Here is an 18,269-nt window from a genome sequence, read left to right as displayed (position 1 = left end):
TTTATATTACTTCTTTTTGTTGTTTTTCTGCAAACGCTGCCGCCGCTTCTTTTACCCAAGAATTCTCTCTTTGAGCTTTTCTTTTGGTTTCGATACGCTTTTTGTTGGCAGGACCATTTCCTTTTAAGATTTCCATAAATTCATCCCAAGGAAGTTCCCCGAAATCGTAGTGCTGTCTTTCTTCATTCCATTTTAGATCTTTATCCGGAATGGTTAATCCTAAAAATTCAGCCTGAGCAACCGTAACGTCGATAAATCTCTGACGAAGACTGTCATTGCTTTCTCTTTTCACTCTGTAATTCATCGAGATTTTGGAGTTTGGCGAACTGTCATCATTTGGACCAAACATCATTAAAGCCGGCCACCAGAAACGGTTTAACGAAGCCTGAGCCATTTCTTTCTGCTGTTTTGTACCACGGCAAAGAGCCATCAAAATTTCATAACCCTGTCTTTGGTGAAAAGATTCTTCTTTACAGATTTTCACCATCGCTCTTGAGTAAGGACCGTAAGAATTTCCCATCAACATGACCTGATTCATGATCGCAGCACCATCAACCAACCAACCGATGGCACCAATATCTGCCCAGCTTAAAGTCGGATAGTTGAAGATACTTGAATATTTTGCTTTTCCTGAAAGCATATCTTCATACGTTGCATCTCTGTCGGCTCTGATGGTTCCATCACCTAAAGTTTCTGTCGCAGAATAAAGGTATAAACCGTGACCTGCTTCGTCCTGAACTTTCGCCAAAAGAGCCATTTTTCTTCTCAAAGAAGGTGCTCTGGAAATCCAGTTGGCTTCCGGCAGCATTCCGACAATTTCAGAATGTGCGTGCTGTGAAATCTGACGAACCAATAGTTTTCTGTAATCATCCGGCATTACATCTTTCGGTTCTACTTTATTTTCGTCGTGTACGTACTGTACAAATTTTTCTAAATCCATCTTTTTAAATTTGAAAATTAATTAATCTGAAAATTTGAGAATTAGGCAATTTGAAATTAAAACACAATCATGGCATTTTCAAATTAGCACATTGACTCATTTTCAAATTGTCTTAAACATCATAATTAAGCATCACCACATTGGTTGTCGGGTGACACTGGCAGGTAAGAACGTAACCTCGGGCTACTTCTTCTTCGGTAAGCGCGTAGTTTTTTTCCATGAAGACTTCGCCTTCCAAAACTTCGGCTTTACACGTACAACACACTCCTCCTTTACACGCAAAAGGTACAGGAAGATTGTCTTTCAATGCTTTATCTAAGATACTTTCTTTTTTTGAATTCAGGTGGAAAGAATATTCATCATCGTCAATGATTACCGTAACCATACTTTCAATATTGGCAATGGCCTTGAATTCGTCGCTCATTTCCTCCGTATTTTCTTCGTCAGGAGCGGTGAAATATTCAAATAGAACCTGAATCGCCGGTACTTTTTTATCTTTCTTTAAATAATCTGCGATTCCTTTGATCATTTCAGAAGGTCCGCAAATGAAATACGTGGCTTCTTTTACATCAATATCTGCATATCTTTCAAATAAATGTTCCAGTTTTTCAGGGGAAATTCTTCCTTCGAAAATTGGGTCTTCATGCTTTTCACGGCTTACGAGATAAACTACTTTCAATCTTCCGTTGAAATGCTCTGTCAATTTATCGATTTCAGCCTTTTTCATCACGTGATTCATGCTTCTGTTGCTGTAGAACAGGTACGCGTTGGAATTCGGCTCCTGATAAAGACTTTCTTTAATATTTGATAAAACCGGAGAAATTCCGCTTCCTGCCGCCAAACCAATGTATGTTTTTACGTTTGTCGGATGATAAGACGTGTTGAAACCGCCCATCGGAGGCATTACCTCAAGAATTTCATCCATGTGAAGATGCTCATTGAAATAACCGGAAACTTTTCCGCCTTCCAATAATTTCACTAAAACTTCCAGCGTGTTGCTTTTTTCACTCGGCGCATTGCAAATGGAGTAAGAACGTCTTTCTTCATTTCCGTTGATCATCATTCGGAAATTAAGATACTGCCCCTGTTTGAATCTGAATTTATCTTTCAGCTCTTCAGGGATTTCAACCGCTACATTTACTGCATCGTTGGTATCTTTCTGAACTTTTACTGTTTTAAGTTTATAAAATGAATTCATTTATTTTTTAAGTATTCTGTTAATTTTTCCACCTTCGCATTTCGGAAGACTGTCCTGAGCATGAATTTTCACTTTTGTGGTAATTCCTACCCTCTTTTTTATTTCGTTTTCTATACTTTTTCCAAAGCTTCCGACAAAAATAGCATAATCGTCTGTATTTTGATTTAAATTTTTCGAGGCGATCAATTCGTCACCAATTTCAACATCAATATCCAGTGCAACACACATTTGCTCCTTCTCAACAGGAGTTAAATAATAGTTCGGAACTACGCCTTCCACATAAGAAAATGCTTCTTCAATCTGACTTGGATATACATTTACCCCTCTTACAATCAGCATATCATCGGCTCTTCCCAAAATCGGACGCATTTTTACCATCGTTCTTTTACCATTTTCGTCATAGTAAAGACTTGTGATATCATTTGTCCAGTAACGCAGAAGCGGCATTGCTTTCTTCGTTAAAGTGGTAATCACCAAAACGCCTTCTTCACCAAACGGAACGGGCTCTTTTGTAACCGGATCGAGAATTTCGGGATAAAAATGATCTTCCCAAATGTAAGAACCTCCTTTTTCCTCAAAATCTTCCATCGAAACTCCGGGTCCGATAATTTCGCTTAATCCGTAAATATTGGTTGCATGAACGCCTAATCTTTCTTCAATATGCTGTCTGATTAATTCTGTCCAGGGTTCTGATCCCAAAACTGCATATTTTAAACTGATTTTTTCTGCGGGGATTCCTCTTTTAGCAAATTCATCAGCAATGGTTAAAGCGTAAGATGGCGAACAGCAGATTACTTCCGGTTGAAAATCCATAATCAGATCAACCTGTCTCGCCGTCATTCCTCCCGAAATCGGAAGAACGCTCATTCCCAGTTTTTCCGCTCCGTAATGCAATCCCAATCCGCCCGTGAAGATTCCGTAACCATATGCATTATGCAACTGCATTCCCGGTTTTGCGCCTGCTGCATTCAAAGATCTCGCCACGACTTCGCTGAATAAATCAACATCTTCTTTTGTATATCCCACCACCGTTGGTTTTCCCGTTGTTCCGCTTGAACAGTGAATTCTCTGCAGTTCATTTTTCGGAACGGTAAATAACCCAAACGGATAATTGTCTCTCAAATCCTGTTTGTATGTTATCGGAAGTTTGGTAATATCTTCAATCGACCTTATTTCCTGTGGAGATATTCCTGATTCTTTAAATTTTCTTTTATAAAATTCCGACTTCTCTCCAAGATAGTCTACCAAATTTGCCAACCGCTCAGACTGAAGCTGTCTCAACTGATCGAGCTTAAGATATTCAACACCAAAATCCATAACTAACTAACATTTGTTAGGTGTAAATTTAAAAAGATTTTGGAATGTGACAAAATTTTTATGATTTTCGTCAGATTTTTAATGATTCTAAATAATTAAGGCTAAGATTGAGGTTTAGTTTAAGTAGGATTTTGTCATTCGAAACATAGACAGATAGTCTAAGAACGCAGTTCAGAAGTGAAGAATCTATTTTATTTAATGTTTAATAGATTTCTCCTTCGTCGAAATGATATCTTACTGCATAAGCAGCATTGAATAGAGTAAAATAATCTTAAAATAATTGTGAGATTCTTCCTTCGTCAGAATGACAAAAACTTTGATAAAGTTTTGGGAATTTTAAGTTTAAAATTACTATTTCTGATTTCCCAGTAAACCAAAAAGAATTTTATCCCTAATTTCATCGGTGATATCCGAACCGGATTCTATATTTCTTTTAAACCAAAAATAGGAGTTGTTTAAAGTATGGAGAATAAATCTCGTGGTAAAAGCGGGTGATCTCAATTCCCAGTTTTCAGCGGTATAAATTTCAGAAATCAACTGTTCAACTTCCTGCTGATAATTTTTTCTTAGTTCGATGAATTCGGGTAATCTCTCTTCCAGATGTTTCCATTCGTTGGAATAGATGTGCGTGACATCACGGTTTTTCAGAACAACCGACAAATGTTTTTCAATAAAAAGATTGAGCTTTTCCTTTGGTGGAATATTGGTGTTTTTTACTTCCTGAAGTTCATCAAAAAATTCCTGCGCGATGCCAAAGCAGATCCATTCCAGAATTTCTTCCTTTGAGCGGATGTGCGCATATAAAGAAGCTGCTTTGATATTCAGTCTGGTTGCCAAATCACGAACAGAGCTTCCCATGTAGCCTTTCTCCTTGAAAAGTTCCACAGCAACATCTAAAATTTTCTTCTGTTTTTCTTTAAGCTCCATTTGTAAAAACGCAAAAGTAATTATTTTGATTTTAATATTTGATTTTGAGAAGATGATTTTTAACTTAAGAATTAAAAGCTAAACACTGCATAATGCTTTTTCAAAATGATGAAATGAAAAAATTAAACTTTTTTACCACAAAAGATGCAAAAGATTTAAACACTTTAGTTTCTTAAGTTTAATACTTAAATGAAAAAAAAGAGCACATAAGTTAAAAAAATCAAAGATTTTTTCTCTTCAGACTTTTGAAAAACTTTAAATAAATCCAATAAAGTCTTTTGTTTCTTTTGTGGTTAAATTTAAAATGAGTTTAAAAAAAATTTATTACTTAAACCATTAAGAAGATTTAAGATGTTAAGTTTAATTAAGAAAAAATCAATAGATTTTTAATAAGCATTATTTTGGAAAGCGAAGCAGCTCTTAAATATTCTAAACTTCTTAATTAAAATCTTAATGATCCAATCAAAAAAATAAGGTTAGACGTATTTTGAGATTCAACCCAATCTGACGGTTCTTCCGATAATTTTCACTTAAATTCTACGAATCGGAAATTTTGTCTTTCCAAAACAGATTAAAAATAAAGATTTCGGAAATTTTGTCCAATATTTTTAAAAATTCAACAATAGAATACTTTTTGCGATAATGTACCCGAATTAAATGATTAAATAAAGATTAAGGGCATCAGAAATTAGAAAATCTGATTAAAAAATTAACATTTACTTGACTCTTATGGTCTGAAATCTGATGTCTAAAATCTAAAATTGGAAACTAAAAACTAAAAACTAAAGAATCAAAAATATACAAAATATGAATTTAAATCAATATACCGTAAAATCTCAGGAAGCAATTCAGGCTGCACAACAGGTGGCAATGGAATTTGGCAACCAACAGATCGAACCTCAACATTTACTGGAAGGTATTTTTCAGGTAGATGAAAATATATCGCCTTTCTTATTAAAAAAATCTGAAGCAGATGCAGCTTTGGTAAGAGAGCGAAACCGCGAAAATTTAGAGAAGCTCCCTAAAGTTCAGGGAGGCAATATTTACCTATCACAATCAGCAAATAAAGTTTTGCTTGATGCGCCCAACAGTGCTAAAAAAATGGGCGACGAATATGTAACAATTGAACATTTATGGCTTTCCTTATTGGAAACGAATTCAGAAGTTTCAAAAATGCTGAAAGATATGGGTGTTACCAAGAGTCTTCTGGAAGGCGGAATTAAAGAATTAAGAAAAGGCTCGAAAGCCACTTCTGCAAGTTCGGAAGAAACGTATCAGTCTTTAAATAAATACGCTAAAAACTTCAACGAATTAGCGGCGGAAGGAAAATTAGATCCTGTAATCGGACGTGATGAAGAAATCCGAAGAGTGTTGCAGATTCTTTCCAGAAGAACAAAAAACAACCCGATCCTGATTGGTGAACCCGGCGTTGGTAAAACGGCGATCGCGGAAGGGATCGCCCACAGAATTATCAGCGGTGATGTTCCCGAAAACCTGATGGATAAAACATTATATTCACTGGATATGGGCGCTTTGATTGCCGGTGCAAAATACAAAGGTGAGTTTGAAGAGCGTCTGAAATCCGTGGTGAATGAAGTTATTAAATCGGAAGGACAGATTATTCTTTTCATCGACGAAATCCACACTTTGGTGGGAGCCGGAGGCGGTGAAGGAGCGATGGACGCTGCAAATATTTTGAAACCAGCTTTAGCAAGAGGAGAATTAAGAGCGATTGGAGCAACGACTTTAAATGAATATCAGAAGTATTTTGAAAAAGATAAAGCCTTAGAAAGACGTTTCCAGAAGGTAATGGTGGAAGAACCGGATACAGAATCGGCAATTTCAATTCTTCGTGGAATTAAAGATAAGTATGAAGCGCACCACAAAGTAAGAATCAAAGATGAGGCGATTATTGCAGCAGTGGAAATGTCGCAGAGATATATTTCGGACCGATTTTTACCGGATAAGGCGATTGATTTAATTGATGAAGCTTCAGCAAAATTGAGAATGGAGATCAATTCGAAACCGGAAGAGCTGGACGTTTTAGACAGAAAATTAATGCAGATGGAAATTGAACTGGCTGCGATTTCAAGAGAAGGAAACCAGACGAAAATCGACCATTTAAAAGAAGATATTGCGAAGATTTCTGAACAGAGAAATGAAATTAACGCCAAATGGCTGAAAGAAAAGCAAAAATCTGAAGATTTAACGCAGATTAAAAAAGATATAGAATCTCTGAAGTTAGAGGCAGAAAGAGCTTCAAGAGCAGGAGATTACGCAAATGTAGCGGAAATCCAATACGGAAAACTGCGTGAAAAAGAGGAAGAGCTGAAAAAGCTTGAAATCGAAATGCAAAATCATCAGAATGAGTTAATTAAAGAAGAAGTAACTTCTGAAAACATCTCTGAAGTGATTGCTAAATGGACCGGAATTCCTGTTACGAAACTGCTTCAGTCTGAAAGAGAAAAGTTATTGAATCTGGAAACCGAACTGCATCACAGAGTGGTTGGACAGGACGAGGCGATTACCGCTGTTGCGGATGCGATCCGAAGAAACAGAGCGGGATTGAGTGATGATAAAAAACCAATCGGATCTTTCTTATTCTTAGGAACAACGGGAGTCGGAAAAACCGAGCTGGCAAAAGCTTTAGCGGAGTTTTTATTTGATGATGAAAACAATATGACGAGAATTGATATGAGTGAATATCAGGAGCGTCACAGTGTTTCGAGATTAGTGGGTGCTCCTCCGGGATATGTGGGTTATGATGAAGGCGGGCAATTAACGGAAGCCGTGAGAAGAAGACCGTATTCTGTGGTTCTTTTAGACGAAATTGAAAAAGCGCATCCTGATGTTTTCAACACATTGTTACAGGTTTTAGACGACGGAAGACTAACAGATAACAAAGGAAGAGTGGTGAATTTCAAAAATTCGATCATTATTATGACTTCGAATTTAGGTTCACATTTAATTCAGGAGCGTTTCGACTCCGCTCTGCGTGACAAGGATGATAATATTAGTCCGGAAACACTGGAAGAGGCAAAAGATGAGGTCTTTGATTTATTGAAACAGACGTTACGTCCGGAATTTTTAAACAGAATTGATGAGGTTGTATTATTCCAGCCTTTAAGAAAAAAGGAAATCGGAAAAATCGTTACCTATCAACTGAGAGGATTTAATGAAATGCTTTCGAAAAGAAATATCATTATGACGGCAACTCAGGATGCTGTAGATTATCTGATGAATAAAGGGTATGATCCTGCGTTCGGAGCAAGACCTCTGAAAAGAGTCATTCAGCAGGAAGTTCTCAACAAATTATCAAGAGAGATTCTGGCAGGAACGGTAAGTGATGGAGACAGAATCACTTTAGATTATTTCGAAGAGACAGGTCTGGTTTTCAGACCGACCGATTTATAAGTAGTTTTTTTCATATATATTATTTTTGAAGAATTTCCGCAGACCAAAAAATCTGCGGAAATTTTATTTGTAGTATATCAGATGTAAAATAGGCAAATCTCACTGTTGCCCAAGTTACAATCTATTTTATATCCACCAATTCTACATCAAAAATAATCGTCGCTCCAGCAGGAATTGGTCCGGCTCCATTGTCTCCATAAGCCAGCTCTGAAGGAATGTAAAATCTGTATTTCGATCCTTTGCTCATCAACTGTATACCTTCTGTCCATCCTTTGATTACTGCGCCCAGATTAATATCCATTGGTGCGCCACCGTTTTTGTCGGTAGAGTCGAAAACAGTTCCATCCAGAAGTTTTCCGGTATATTTTACCTGTACAATATCAGACGCTTTTGGTTTTGTTTTACCATCACCTTCCTGCAAGACTTCATACTGTAAACCGGAAGCCGTGGTCTTCACTTTAGGATTGCTTTTATTTTTGGCAAGAAAATCCAGACCTTTTTTCTTATTTTCATCTGCCTTTACGCCTGCTGCTGCCTGCTTTTTTTCATGTTGTTTCTGCATAAACTCCTGCATAAAAGCTTCCATTTCTTCAGCCGGCATCAGCTTTTTTCCTCCATTCATTTCTTCTTTAATAGCCTGAGCCAAAAGATCGGCATCTACTTTGAAGCCTTCCTGTTTCATGTTTTGGGCAATACTCAGACCTATGTAATAAGAAGCTTTCTGATCATCCGTGTATTTGCCATCCGCTGCATTTTCATCTTTCTTAGCGCATGAAACACTAAATATTGCTATGCAAAGTAATGCGATAGTCTGTCTTTTCATTTGATAATTTATTGTTTACGATTAATGAATTTAATAATCGCTGCAAATCTATCCAAAATCTTTATAATTTTAATTAAAATTTACAATCCGTAAAAACCCCATAAATAATCAGGAAAAAACCGTGTCGTATTACTTTAAAATTTTACGAGATTTGCAATACCAACTAACCTTTCACCTTTTAAAACTAGCTTTATGGAAACAAGACCAAATTTAGACAACTTAGAATTTGAATCTGCCGAATCAATTTCTAATCCCAACACCCTTCATTGCGATTTGATCAGAACTCTTGTAGAGAACTACAGAAAAAATCAGCTGGCGTGTATAAACCAAAATTTAGGATTTGATGATGCCCATTCCATTCATTTTGATCTGGCTACGCTGAAAAAATTTATTTCAGACATTGAAAATGAAGCATTGAAAAACGATTCCCGAGTTACAGATCAGGATTTGGGAATACGATTTTATTATGCGGCTTATCCTAAAGAGCAGGACTGGAACATCATGTCGGGAACTCCGATCGGAACAGAATATGCACAAAGGCACACTTTAGTCTTGGTTCCCACCATGAAACAGGAAGACGAAAACGGAGATAAACTCTGCTATGATTTCAATCCTTTAAGCGCAAGCGGAAGCGGTGAGTTTTTGGCGATGGCTTCGGCAAGAAATTCTGGTTTGCAGGGAGAGGTAGTCTGTCAGAATCATGGTCATCTTATTCCTCCCAACAACACGGTTACAGAATCATTTTAATCTAAAAAAAGAAATATTAATTAAATACAATGACCGATTTCCAAAAATTTATATATGAATCTTTATTCTGGAGTGAAGGCATAGCTGCCTTAATCTCTGTTTGTTATTATAAGCAAATTAAAAATCAGTATTGGAAATACTTTGTATTTTATTTAATATTTATATTCCTTTGTGAATGTATTGGAAAGTGGGGAGAAAATTTTATAGACTATAATAAACAAGCCTTTTATAATTATTTTGTTATTCCTGTACAGTTTATATTTTTCTTTTGGCTGTATGCTGCAAAATCTTTTGAAAAACAGAAAACATTTTTAGCATTATCTGCTATTTATCTTTTATCATTTATTCCAAGTGAATTTATTTTAGATACAGATAATGTAATGTTTTCAATTAATTACACTTTAGGTTGTTTAATTTTAATGATCCTTGTGATTATGGAATATTATAAACAAATTAATTCGTCCAATATTCTGAATTTTAACAAAAACCCTATGTTTTACATCAATTTGGGGGTTACATTATTCTATATAGGTACACTTCCATTCTGGACTTTTTTTCCATTTATCAGAAATTATAAAGAAATCTATAATATTTATTTTTCCTACTTTTTACTTTCAGGAATCGTCATGTATCTTTTATTCTCAATTTCATTCATATGGGGAAAACAGAACTCTTAGTAACGTTAATTCTATTCAATATCTTTTTTGTATTGTTTGTAGCTGCAGTGATGGTTTATATCCGCAAATACAAACAGCGCAAGAAAGAATATCTGAATGAGATTGAAATAAAAAACGAAATTCACCAGAAAGAATTGTTAGCAACGCAGCTCGAAATTCAGCAGGCAACGATGCAGCAGATCGGGCGCGAACTTCATGATAATATCGGGCAGAAATTAACGTTAGTGAGCCTTTACACACAGCAGCTTTTGTATGAGAATAAAGTTCCGGAGGTAAGCGAAAGAATTGAGCAGGTTTCACAGATCATCAATCAGTCGCTTCACGATCTCAGGAGCCTTTCAAAAACATTAACGGACGACAACATTAATCAAAAGGAAATCGTAACTTTAATTCAGGAAGAAGTAGACAATACCAATGCGTTTAAAAAATGTCATGTCGATTTTCAGCATAATTTTAACCAACTGGATCTCAGCTTTGTGCATAAAAACGTATTATTGAGAATTACTCAGGAATTTATTCAGAACAGCATCAAACATTCAGACTGTAAAAATATTTTCATCAATCTGAATACTTCTCAGGAGTTACTTTGGGAGCTGAATATTAAAGATGACGGGGTTGGTTTCGATCAGTCCAGCATCAAATCCAACGGAATCGGGCTTACCAATATGAAAAACAGAGCCGAAATTATCGGGGCAGATTTTTGCCTCGAAAGTCAGAAAAATTTGGGAACTACGCTCAACATTATTTTAAAAAGACAGCCATGAAAAAAACGATAGTAATTGTAGACGATCATGTACTTATCGCAAAAGCTTTGGAAGGAATTATTGATAATTTTCCGGAGTTTGAAGTAATCTACGTTGCCGAAAACGGAAAAGACCTCATCCAGAAATTCGAAAATAACAGCAAAATTCCGGATATCATCCTACTTGACATTAGTATGCCGATTATGGATGGTTTTGAAACGGTACTCTGGCTTAAGGAACATCATCCGAACATTAAAGTAATGGCTTTAAGCATGCAGGGCGACGATAAAAGCGTTATTAAAATGATCCGGAACGGAGCTAAAGGTTATTTACTGAAAAATACTCATCCAAAGGAACTGGAGAATGCATTGACGAAACTTAACAATGACGGTTTTTTTTATCCGGAATGGGCTTCCAAGATCATTTTTTCCAATATGAATAATGAAGATGCAGCCAATAATGTGAAAATTTCCGACCGCGAGAAAGAGTTTTTAAAATACACCGTTACAGAACTCAGCTATAAAGAAATTGCGGATAAAATGTGCTGCAGCCCGAGAACGGTAGAAAGCTACAGAGATCAGCTTTGTGATAAATTAGATCTTAAAACGCGGGTTGGTCTTGCCGTTTTTGCCATTAAAAACGGTTTTGCAGGTTAGAATCAACACTCAAGCATTACTCAATAATAGTTTTAAATAATCAACAAAAATACCGTTTAAATAAAAATACAGCAACATATATTGGAAATTACTATTTATTGAATAATAAAATAATTCAACTATAAGGTGAAATACTTGCATAATTACTTCAAATAGTATAATTTCATCTCCGAAACAAAATATTGTATTTTTATGAAAAAACTAATGTTCGGAGCTCTTATGCTGAGTTTCCTTTCTGCTTGTAACAGCGACAACGTTTCTAACCAGACCGAAGAATCTGAAAACACGCCTGCAATTTCCGGAACCGCACTGCAAAGAGGATGTGCTTCTGAAGAAATCCGAAAAGTGGCATTGAAAAACAGTTCGGAGCTGAGACAGAAATATTCTGAAATTGAAGCTAAAACCGAAAGATTTGAAAATGACATGAAGCTGGGGAAAGTATTATCCGATGGTACTGTTGAAATTCCGGTAGTGGTAAATGTCTTATACAGAACAACTGCTGAAAATGTTTCTGACGCTCGTATTGCAGAACAAATTGCAGTTCTTAATGCGGATTATGCAGGAACAAACACCGACGTTTCAAAAATTCCTTCCGAATTTCAGGGGGTAAAAGCAGGTGATGTGAAAGTAAGATTCAGACTGGCAAATGTGGTGAGAAAATCTACTACCAAAACAAGCTGGGGTACCAATGATGCCATGAAGAAAGCATCTACCGGAGGAATTGACGCAACAAGTCCTTCTAATTATCTAAACATCTGGACGGTAGGAAATATGGGACAGGTTCTTGGCTATGCGACTTTCCCTGAATCTTCCGGATTATGGAATGATGGTGTGGTAATTGCCGCTCCTTATTTTGGTAAAACCGGCGCCTCTTCTCCATTTAATCTTGGAAGAACAGCCACCCACGAAGTAGGACACTACTTGAACTTAAGACACATCTGGGGAGATGCGAACTGTGGAAACGACCTTGTAAGCGATACACCTACGCAAACAACAGCTAACACAGGAAAACCAAGCTACCCTCTTTACAATACCTGCAGCGGCGTACAGAGATCTGTAATGTTCATGAATTACATGGATTATGTGGATGATGCTGCCATGTTTATGTTCTCCGCAGGACAAAAAACCAGAATGCAGTCTGTTGTAGCTTCTAACGGAGCAAGATCAGGACTAAGACTATACTAATCTTTATTGTTAATTTTAATACAAATGATTCCGGCTGTTTCTCTGAAACAGCCGGAATTTGTTTATAATGTTTTAGTATTGTCTTTCGGTGTATAATCCATAAAGATACCACCATCAAGATTTACCGATTTTACTTTTTTGGTAATCGGAACCGTAAGCATTGTTTTTTTCTGATCTTTTTCCCAGACCGATGGCGAAAAATGAAGCTTCTCCACAGTTCCGTCTTCATAGCCGATTTCCGCATCAAAAGGGATGGCAAAACCGCCCACATTATCTACATTTACCGTCAGAAGATCATTCATCTGAGATGCTGAAGACACTTTCAGGTCGATATAATTATTGGTGTAAAACCAGTTATTAAAGAACCAGTTCAGATTTTTTCCCGAACCTGTATTCATAGAATTAAAATAATCCCACGGAATCGGATGTTTTCCGTTCCAGTTGTTCATATAATGATGTAATGCTTTTTTAAACAGATCATCTCCCAGATAATCTTTTAAAGCCAGATAAGAAAGGGATGCTTTTACATAAGAATTGTTTCCGTACCCTGCTCCGCTTACCTGAGTACTCATCGTAATAATTGGCTGATCCTGTTCCGCAGAAGGATCATTGATCCATCTTTTTACCCTGAAATTTTTATAAAATTCTTTTGCTTTTGCTTCACCGTTTTCATCAATTCCGATTAAATATTCCAGCGTTGTCGCCCATCCTTCATCCATAAAAGCATAACGGGTTTCGTTGATGCCCATGTAAAAAGGAAAATAGGTATGTGCAATTTCGTGATCTGCCGTTAATCTCGCATCCTGAAAATCATCCGGAATACTGGTATCGTTAATCATCATCGGATATTCCATGTCTGCAAACCCCTGAATTGCGGTCATTGCATTGTAAGGATATTCCACTCCGGGCCAGTTTTTAGAAAACCAGTCGAGATTATACTGCATCCATTCCACATAATGCTCAAAATCTTTTGCATCTGCTTTGTAACCTGCCTGAACACTTGCTCTTTTCGTTTTAAGCTGTACACTTGCCGCATCCCAAACATAATGATTGCTTAAAGCAAAACAGAAATCGGTGATATGACTGGCTTTAAATTTCCACGTATTCCATTTATTCTGCTTTGTCACTTTTCCGGACTTCATTTCTTGCTCAGTCGCAATGTGAATAACTTTGTCGCTTTTTAATGAAGACTTATATCTTTTTAAATACTCAGACTGAAGAACGGCATCGGGATTCAGGAAATCTCCGGTTGCCCAGACTACATAATTTTTAGGCGCAGTTATGGCAAAACTGTAATCGTTGAAATCATTATAAAACTCCTGCCTGTCGGAATGCGGAAGCATATCCCATCCATTGTAATCATCATAAACAGAGACTCTCGGGAAAGAATAAGCTACATAAAATGTTTCAGGATCTATCTGTCCTTCTCTTCCGCTTTGTACAGATAAAGGATACTCCCACTCTATTTTAATTTCAGCTTTTGCTTTGGATTTTAAGGCTGAATTCAGCTTTATTTTTTCAACAGTTCCCCAATCGTCGCTGTTTACGTTATATTTTTCACCATTTACAGCAAATGATTTAATATGCAACCCCGAAGAAAGAAAATCTTTGGAAACAACGCCCGATCTCGGAGCCTGTGGTTTATGAAGATTATTAACAAATCTTATGGCAAGATCATTCAGATCATTCGGGCTGTTGTTGGTATAGACGATGGTTTCCTTTCCCGAAACCACCTTAGAATTGGCATCTACCTTTACCTCAACATTATAAATCCCTTTATTCTGCCAGTAATTTTTACCCGGAGCGCCCGACAAATCACGGGTTCCGTTTTCGTATGCTTTTTTAATATTTCTCGGCATATACAATTCCTGCGCGGAAAATTGCCATGAAACTAAAAACAATACACCCAAAACAAGCTTTTTCATTAAAATCTTTTTATAATAAGTATTTTATTTAACATAAAAGTAACAAAAAACGGCAATATAATTATTACCGTTTGTATTATTTTTTGACAGCTTACAATTAAGCAGAAATCATTTATTATCTTAAATATTTGACTAAAGCCATTTTAAAACATTAAATCCACCAAAACCGGAAAGTGATCCGATGGATACAGTAGATTTTCTCTTCTGTCGTTGATGTGTCTGTGAGATTTGATCTTAAAACCTTTCACGAAAATATAATCAATCCTGTCCTGCGGAATTTCATTTACATTGAAGCCTGTAAAAGTCCCTTTCGGACCGTAATGTTTTGTTTCTGAATGATAGAAACTGTCCTGCATATTCTGCGACATAATTTTTATCGGCTCCGAATCTTCCGTTAAATTAAAATCTCCGCTCACAGTTACCGGTAAATTTTTAGGATTGATTTCTTTGATTTTCTTTAAAATTAATTCTGAAGACTTCACTCTTGCTACATTTCCGATGTGATCGAAATGTAGATTCAGTGCCATGAATTCTTTTTTAGATTTTTTATCCCTGAAAACAGCGTAGGTACAAATTCTGTTCAATGCGGCATCCCATCCTTTTGAAGGTTTTTCAGGAGTTTCCGAAAGCCAGAACGTATCCGATTTTAAAACCTGCAATCTCTCTGTATCATAAAAAATAGCCGAAAATTCACCTTTTTCTTTTCCGTCGTCCCTTCCCACTCCTACATAATCATAGTTTTTAAATCCGTTTTTTATATCCTTCATCTGATCCGGCAACGCTTCCTGAACGCCAAAATAATCCGGATGATAATACGTCAACAAATCTGCAACATCCTGTTTCCTGTTCGTCCACGAATTTTCTTTATCCGAATCTACATTCAGTCTGATATTAAAACTCATCACCTTAAGATTCTGCGAAAATCCCAATGCAAAAACCATCAGGAACACGATTGAAAATCTGTAATTCATAATCATCTATTTTAATTAACCAAGTAACAAAAGTAAGGTTTCTCCTTAAAAAAGTCTTTAGAATTATGCATTTTAATATTAAATTCAATTTAAAAACAAAAAACTCCGGAGTATTTTCCGGAGCTTGATATGGTAAAAATAGAACCATTAAGATTTCATTTAAGGAGTTAAGGTCAAATTATGTTTACCATTCTTTAAGATTGAAAATCTTGATTTTCCTTAATAAAACTTAACTTCTTAATTTAGAACTTAATGGTTAAAAAGATTAAAATTATTCTTTATTAAATTTAAATTCTCTTCCGCTCTGCTTAAAGGAAAATGATTTTTTATCCTGACTGAAGACTAAAGAAATCTGCATCATTTCCAGACTGAACGTATTGTTCCCGGTATATTCCAGAGGAAATTCCTGCTGTCCTGTTGCCTGAGCAAAAAGCTGGTTGTTTTTCTCTGTAAATACAATTTTCATCGGAAGATCCTTGCTTCCGAAAGTTCCCGTAAATTCTTTAAGATTTACTTTTTCCGTCGGTTTTGCATCAGCGGAACTCCAGGTGTTATTTTTAGAATCCACATCCGGAATCTCTGAATTCGGATCCAGTTTCACCTGATCGATTTCTTTTGTAGAATTGATTCTGAATGTCCATTCTGCATTTCTTTTCCAGACCTCGATCGGCAGTTTTACCATTTGCTGCGTTCCGTCTTTAAATTTAACCTGAACGTTGGTCGGCATTGGTAATTGTCCGATATTTTCAACCGTGATCTGGGCTCCGTTTTTAAAGTCTCCGTTAACGTATTTTACATTTTTAATACCCTGATCGATTTTCCATTTGTTGATGAACCAGCCTCTCCAGAACCAGTTCAGCTCTTCACCCGACACATTTTCCATCGTGTGGAAAAAATCCCAAGGTGTAGGATGTTTGAAAGCCCATCTTTCAACATAGGTTCTGAATGCCTTGTCGAATTTTTCAGGCCCTAAAATAGATTCTCTTAAGATTTGCAGTCCCATTCCCGGTTTGAAATACGCCAAAGCTCCGATGCTGTTTTCTTTCATATTATCCGGACCTACCATGATGGGTTCAAAACCGTCACTCATAATATATCCGCTCATCTGCGCAATATTTTTCTTTTCGTAATACTCACCTTTATTGAACGCTTCCGTAGAAAGCTCGTTGATGAATGTATTAAATCCTTCATCCATCCAAGCAAATAATCTTTCGTTGGAACCCACAATCATCGGGAACCAGTTGTGCCCGAATTCATGATCTGTAACGCCCCAAAGATCGCCGCTTTTGGAGTCCATATGGCAGAAAACAATTCCCGGATATTCCATTCCGCCTTCGTTTCCTGCTACGTTGGTTGCAGCCGGATACGTGTATTCGTACCATTTTGCAGAGTAATGCTCAATCGCCGCTTTTGTGTATTCTGTAGATCTGCTCCATGCCTCTTTCCCCACACTTTCTACAGGATAAGCAGAGATTGCCAAAGATTTTTTCCCGCTCGGAAGGTTGATTTTTGCTGCATCCAGAATAAATGCCGGAGACGAAGCCCATGCAAAATCTCTTGCCTGATTGATTTTAAATTTCCATGTTTTTGTTCCTGAGGAATTATTTTTTCCTAATTCAGATTCAGAACGGATCATCACTGTTTTATCGCTGTTTTTTGCCTGATCCCACCGGCTGATTTCTTCTTTGGAATACACTTCTTTTGAATTCAGTAATTCTCCTGAAGCCACCACATAATGATTGGCAGGAACGGTAATGTTTGCGGTAATATCTCCATATTCCAGATAAAATTCCGAAGCACCGAGATAAGGCAGCGTATTCCATCCCATGACATCATCATACACACACATTCTCGGATACCATTGTGCTATCGTAAAGATTTTTCCGTTTTTCGTATCCTGAATTCCCATTCTGTCGGAACCGTACTTTGGAGAAAGGAAAGAATATTCAATCTTAATTTTTGCGACTCCTCCCATCGCTTTCAGTTCAGCAGGAAGATCGATCTGCATTCTGGTATCGGTAATGGTATATTTTACGTCTTTACCGTCCAGTTTTACGGATTTTATTTTGTAACCGCCGTCAAATTCCTCACCGTGCGCTCCGTTGCGGCTTCCCGAAGTCGGTACGACTGCATTTCCTCTTGAGTCTTTTGCAAATAAATTCTGGTCGAGCTGCAGCCATAAAAATCCTATTTTATCAGGACTGTTGTTGGTATAGGTGATTTCTGCAGTTCCTGTAAGTTCGTTTTTGGCTTCGTTAAGGCTTACATCGAGATTGTAACTCGCCGAATTTTGCCAGTAGGCGTGTCCCGGCTGTCCGCTTGCGGATCTTGTAGGCGTACCTGTCTGTGTATAGAAAAATGGTTTGAAAGCTTCTACGTAGCTGTATTTCGAGGCTTCCTGAGCCAATGCAGACTGTGAAAAGAACATCACGGCAAGCGCAGAAACAAGGGTTGGAATTTTGAAGTTCATATTACTATTTTTAATTTAACAAAGTAAACAAAAATAAGACTTCTCCGGGCAGAAAAGTCTGATGTCTTCATTTATCTTGTTAAATTTCTTTGTCTTCTTCCACAGAAAGGAAATACTGCTCAAAATCTTTATCTGAAACCGGCTTTTCGCTTTCGAGTTTTACGACTCCGATGGTTTTATAGTGGGCAGACAATTTTACATTGTTTTTTTTCAGTTCTTTTTCAAGCTGTCCGATATCTGTATTTTTTTTGAGAACTGCTAAGTATGTTTTCATCA

At 36.8% G+C, this 18,269-nt stretch carries 15 protein-coding genes; 6 read left to right on the top strand and 9 right to left on the bottom strand.

Annotation, left to right across the window (positions count from 1 at the left end):
- Window position 1 precedes the first annotated feature (1 nt).
- From paaA to H6W53_RS17990, 4 genes are all read right to left on the bottom strand, one after another.
- Window positions 2-940: a 1,2-phenylacetyl-CoA epoxidase subunit PaaA gene (gene paaA / locus H6W53_RS18005; protein ID WP_108409168.1), complete on the bottom strand. Its 939-nt coding sequence runs from the start codon at window positions 938-940 to the stop codon at window positions 2-4.
- A 112-nt stretch (window positions 941-1,052) separates the two neighbouring features.
- On the bottom strand, window positions 1,053-2,138 hold the full coding sequence (locus tag H6W53_RS18000) for a 2Fe-2S iron-sulfur cluster-binding protein (protein ID WP_185208764.1): 1,086 nt from the start codon (window positions 2,136-2,138) through the stop codon (window positions 1,053-1,055).
- Entirely contained in the window at window positions 2,139-3,455 is a 1,317-nt protein-coding gene (locus tag H6W53_RS17995; RefSeq protein ID WP_185208762.1) for a phenylacetate--CoA ligase family protein, read from the bottom strand. It lies immediately after the preceding gene.
- 351 nt (window positions 3,456-3,806) lie between these two features.
- On the bottom strand, window positions 3,807-4,382 hold the full coding sequence (locus H6W53_RS17990) for a TetR/AcrR family transcriptional regulator (RefSeq protein ID WP_185208760.1): 576 nt from the start codon (window positions 4,380-4,382) through the stop codon (window positions 3,807-3,809).
- 807 nt (window positions 4,383-5,189) lie between these two features.
- On the opposite strand from H6W53_RS17990, the gene clpB reads away from it, so the two are divergent.
- Entirely contained in the window at window positions 5,190-7,796 is a 2,607-nt protein-coding gene (gene clpB, locus H6W53_RS17985; RefSeq protein ID WP_185208758.1) for an ATP-dependent chaperone ClpB, read from the top strand.
- 121 nt (window positions 7,797-7,917) lie between these two features.
- Here clpB and H6W53_RS17980 read toward each other — a convergent pair whose 3' ends face one another.
- On the bottom strand, window positions 7,918-8,619 hold the full coding sequence (locus H6W53_RS17980; RefSeq protein ID WP_185208756.1) for an FKBP-type peptidyl-prolyl cis-trans isomerase: 702 nt from the start codon (window positions 8,617-8,619) through the stop codon (window positions 7,918-7,920).
- A gap of 192 nt (window positions 8,620-8,811) precedes the next feature.
- On the opposite strand from H6W53_RS17980, the gene H6W53_RS17975 reads away from it, so the two are divergent.
- From H6W53_RS17975 to H6W53_RS17955, 5 genes are all read left to right on the top strand, one after another.
- On the top strand, window positions 8,812-9,366 hold the full coding sequence (locus H6W53_RS17975) for a hypothetical protein (protein ID WP_185208753.1): 555 nt from the start codon (window positions 8,812-8,814) through the stop codon (window positions 9,364-9,366).
- 29 nt (window positions 9,367-9,395) lie between these two features.
- A complete protein-coding gene (locus H6W53_RS17970) occupies window positions 9,396-10,043 on the top strand; it encodes a hypothetical protein (RefSeq protein ID WP_185208751.1) in 648 nt (215 codons plus the stop codon).
- Entirely contained in the window at window positions 10,022-10,807 is a 786-nt protein-coding gene (locus H6W53_RS17965) for a sensor histidine kinase (RefSeq protein ID WP_185208749.1), read from the top strand. The genes H6W53_RS17970 and H6W53_RS17965 overlap by 22 nt, the downstream gene beginning before the upstream one ends.
- The gene (locus H6W53_RS17960) at window positions 10,804-11,442 is read left to right on the top strand and encodes a response regulator transcription factor (RefSeq protein ID WP_185208747.1); all 639 of its coding nucleotides are present in this window, start codon (window positions 10,804-10,806) and stop codon (window positions 11,440-11,442) included. The genes H6W53_RS17965 and H6W53_RS17960 overlap by 4 nt, the downstream gene beginning before the upstream one ends.
- A gap of 192 nt (window positions 11,443-11,634) precedes the next feature.
- The gene (locus H6W53_RS17955; protein WP_185208745.1) at window positions 11,635-12,627 is read left to right on the top strand and encodes a zinc metalloprotease; all 993 of its coding nucleotides are present in this window, start codon (window positions 11,635-11,637) and stop codon (window positions 12,625-12,627) included.
- A 62-nt stretch (window positions 12,628-12,689) separates the two neighbouring features.
- Here H6W53_RS17955 and H6W53_RS17950 read toward each other — a convergent pair whose 3' ends face one another.
- The 4 genes from H6W53_RS17950 to H6W53_RS17935 form a co-directional block, all read right to left on the bottom strand.
- A complete protein-coding gene (locus H6W53_RS17950; RefSeq protein ID WP_185208742.1) occupies window positions 12,690-14,552 on the bottom strand; it encodes a M1 family metallopeptidase in 1,863 nt (620 codons plus the stop codon).
- A 143-nt stretch (window positions 14,553-14,695) separates the two neighbouring features.
- A complete protein-coding gene (locus tag H6W53_RS17945) occupies window positions 14,696-15,523 on the bottom strand; it encodes an endonuclease/exonuclease/phosphatase family protein (protein WP_185208740.1) in 828 nt (275 codons plus the stop codon).
- Between the two features lie 271 nt (window positions 15,524-15,794).
- A complete protein-coding gene (locus tag H6W53_RS17940) occupies window positions 15,795-17,993 on the bottom strand; it encodes a M1 family metallopeptidase (protein WP_185208738.1) in 2,199 nt (732 codons plus the stop codon).
- Between the two features lie 79 nt (window positions 17,994-18,072).
- A complete protein-coding gene (locus H6W53_RS17935) occupies window positions 18,073-18,267 on the bottom strand; it encodes a hypothetical protein (RefSeq protein ID WP_185208736.1) in 195 nt (64 codons plus the stop codon).
- Between the last annotated feature and the right edge of the window lie 2 nt (window positions 18,268-18,269).

Source organism: Chryseobacterium sp. C3 (assembly GCF_014218905.1).
Classification (GTDB): Bacteria; Bacteroidota; Bacteroidia; order Flavobacteriales; family Weeksellaceae; genus Chryseobacterium; species Chryseobacterium mucoviscidosis.
Note: the sequence above shows the minus strand (reverse complement) of the source record. Positions and strands in the feature narration are given on the sequence as shown.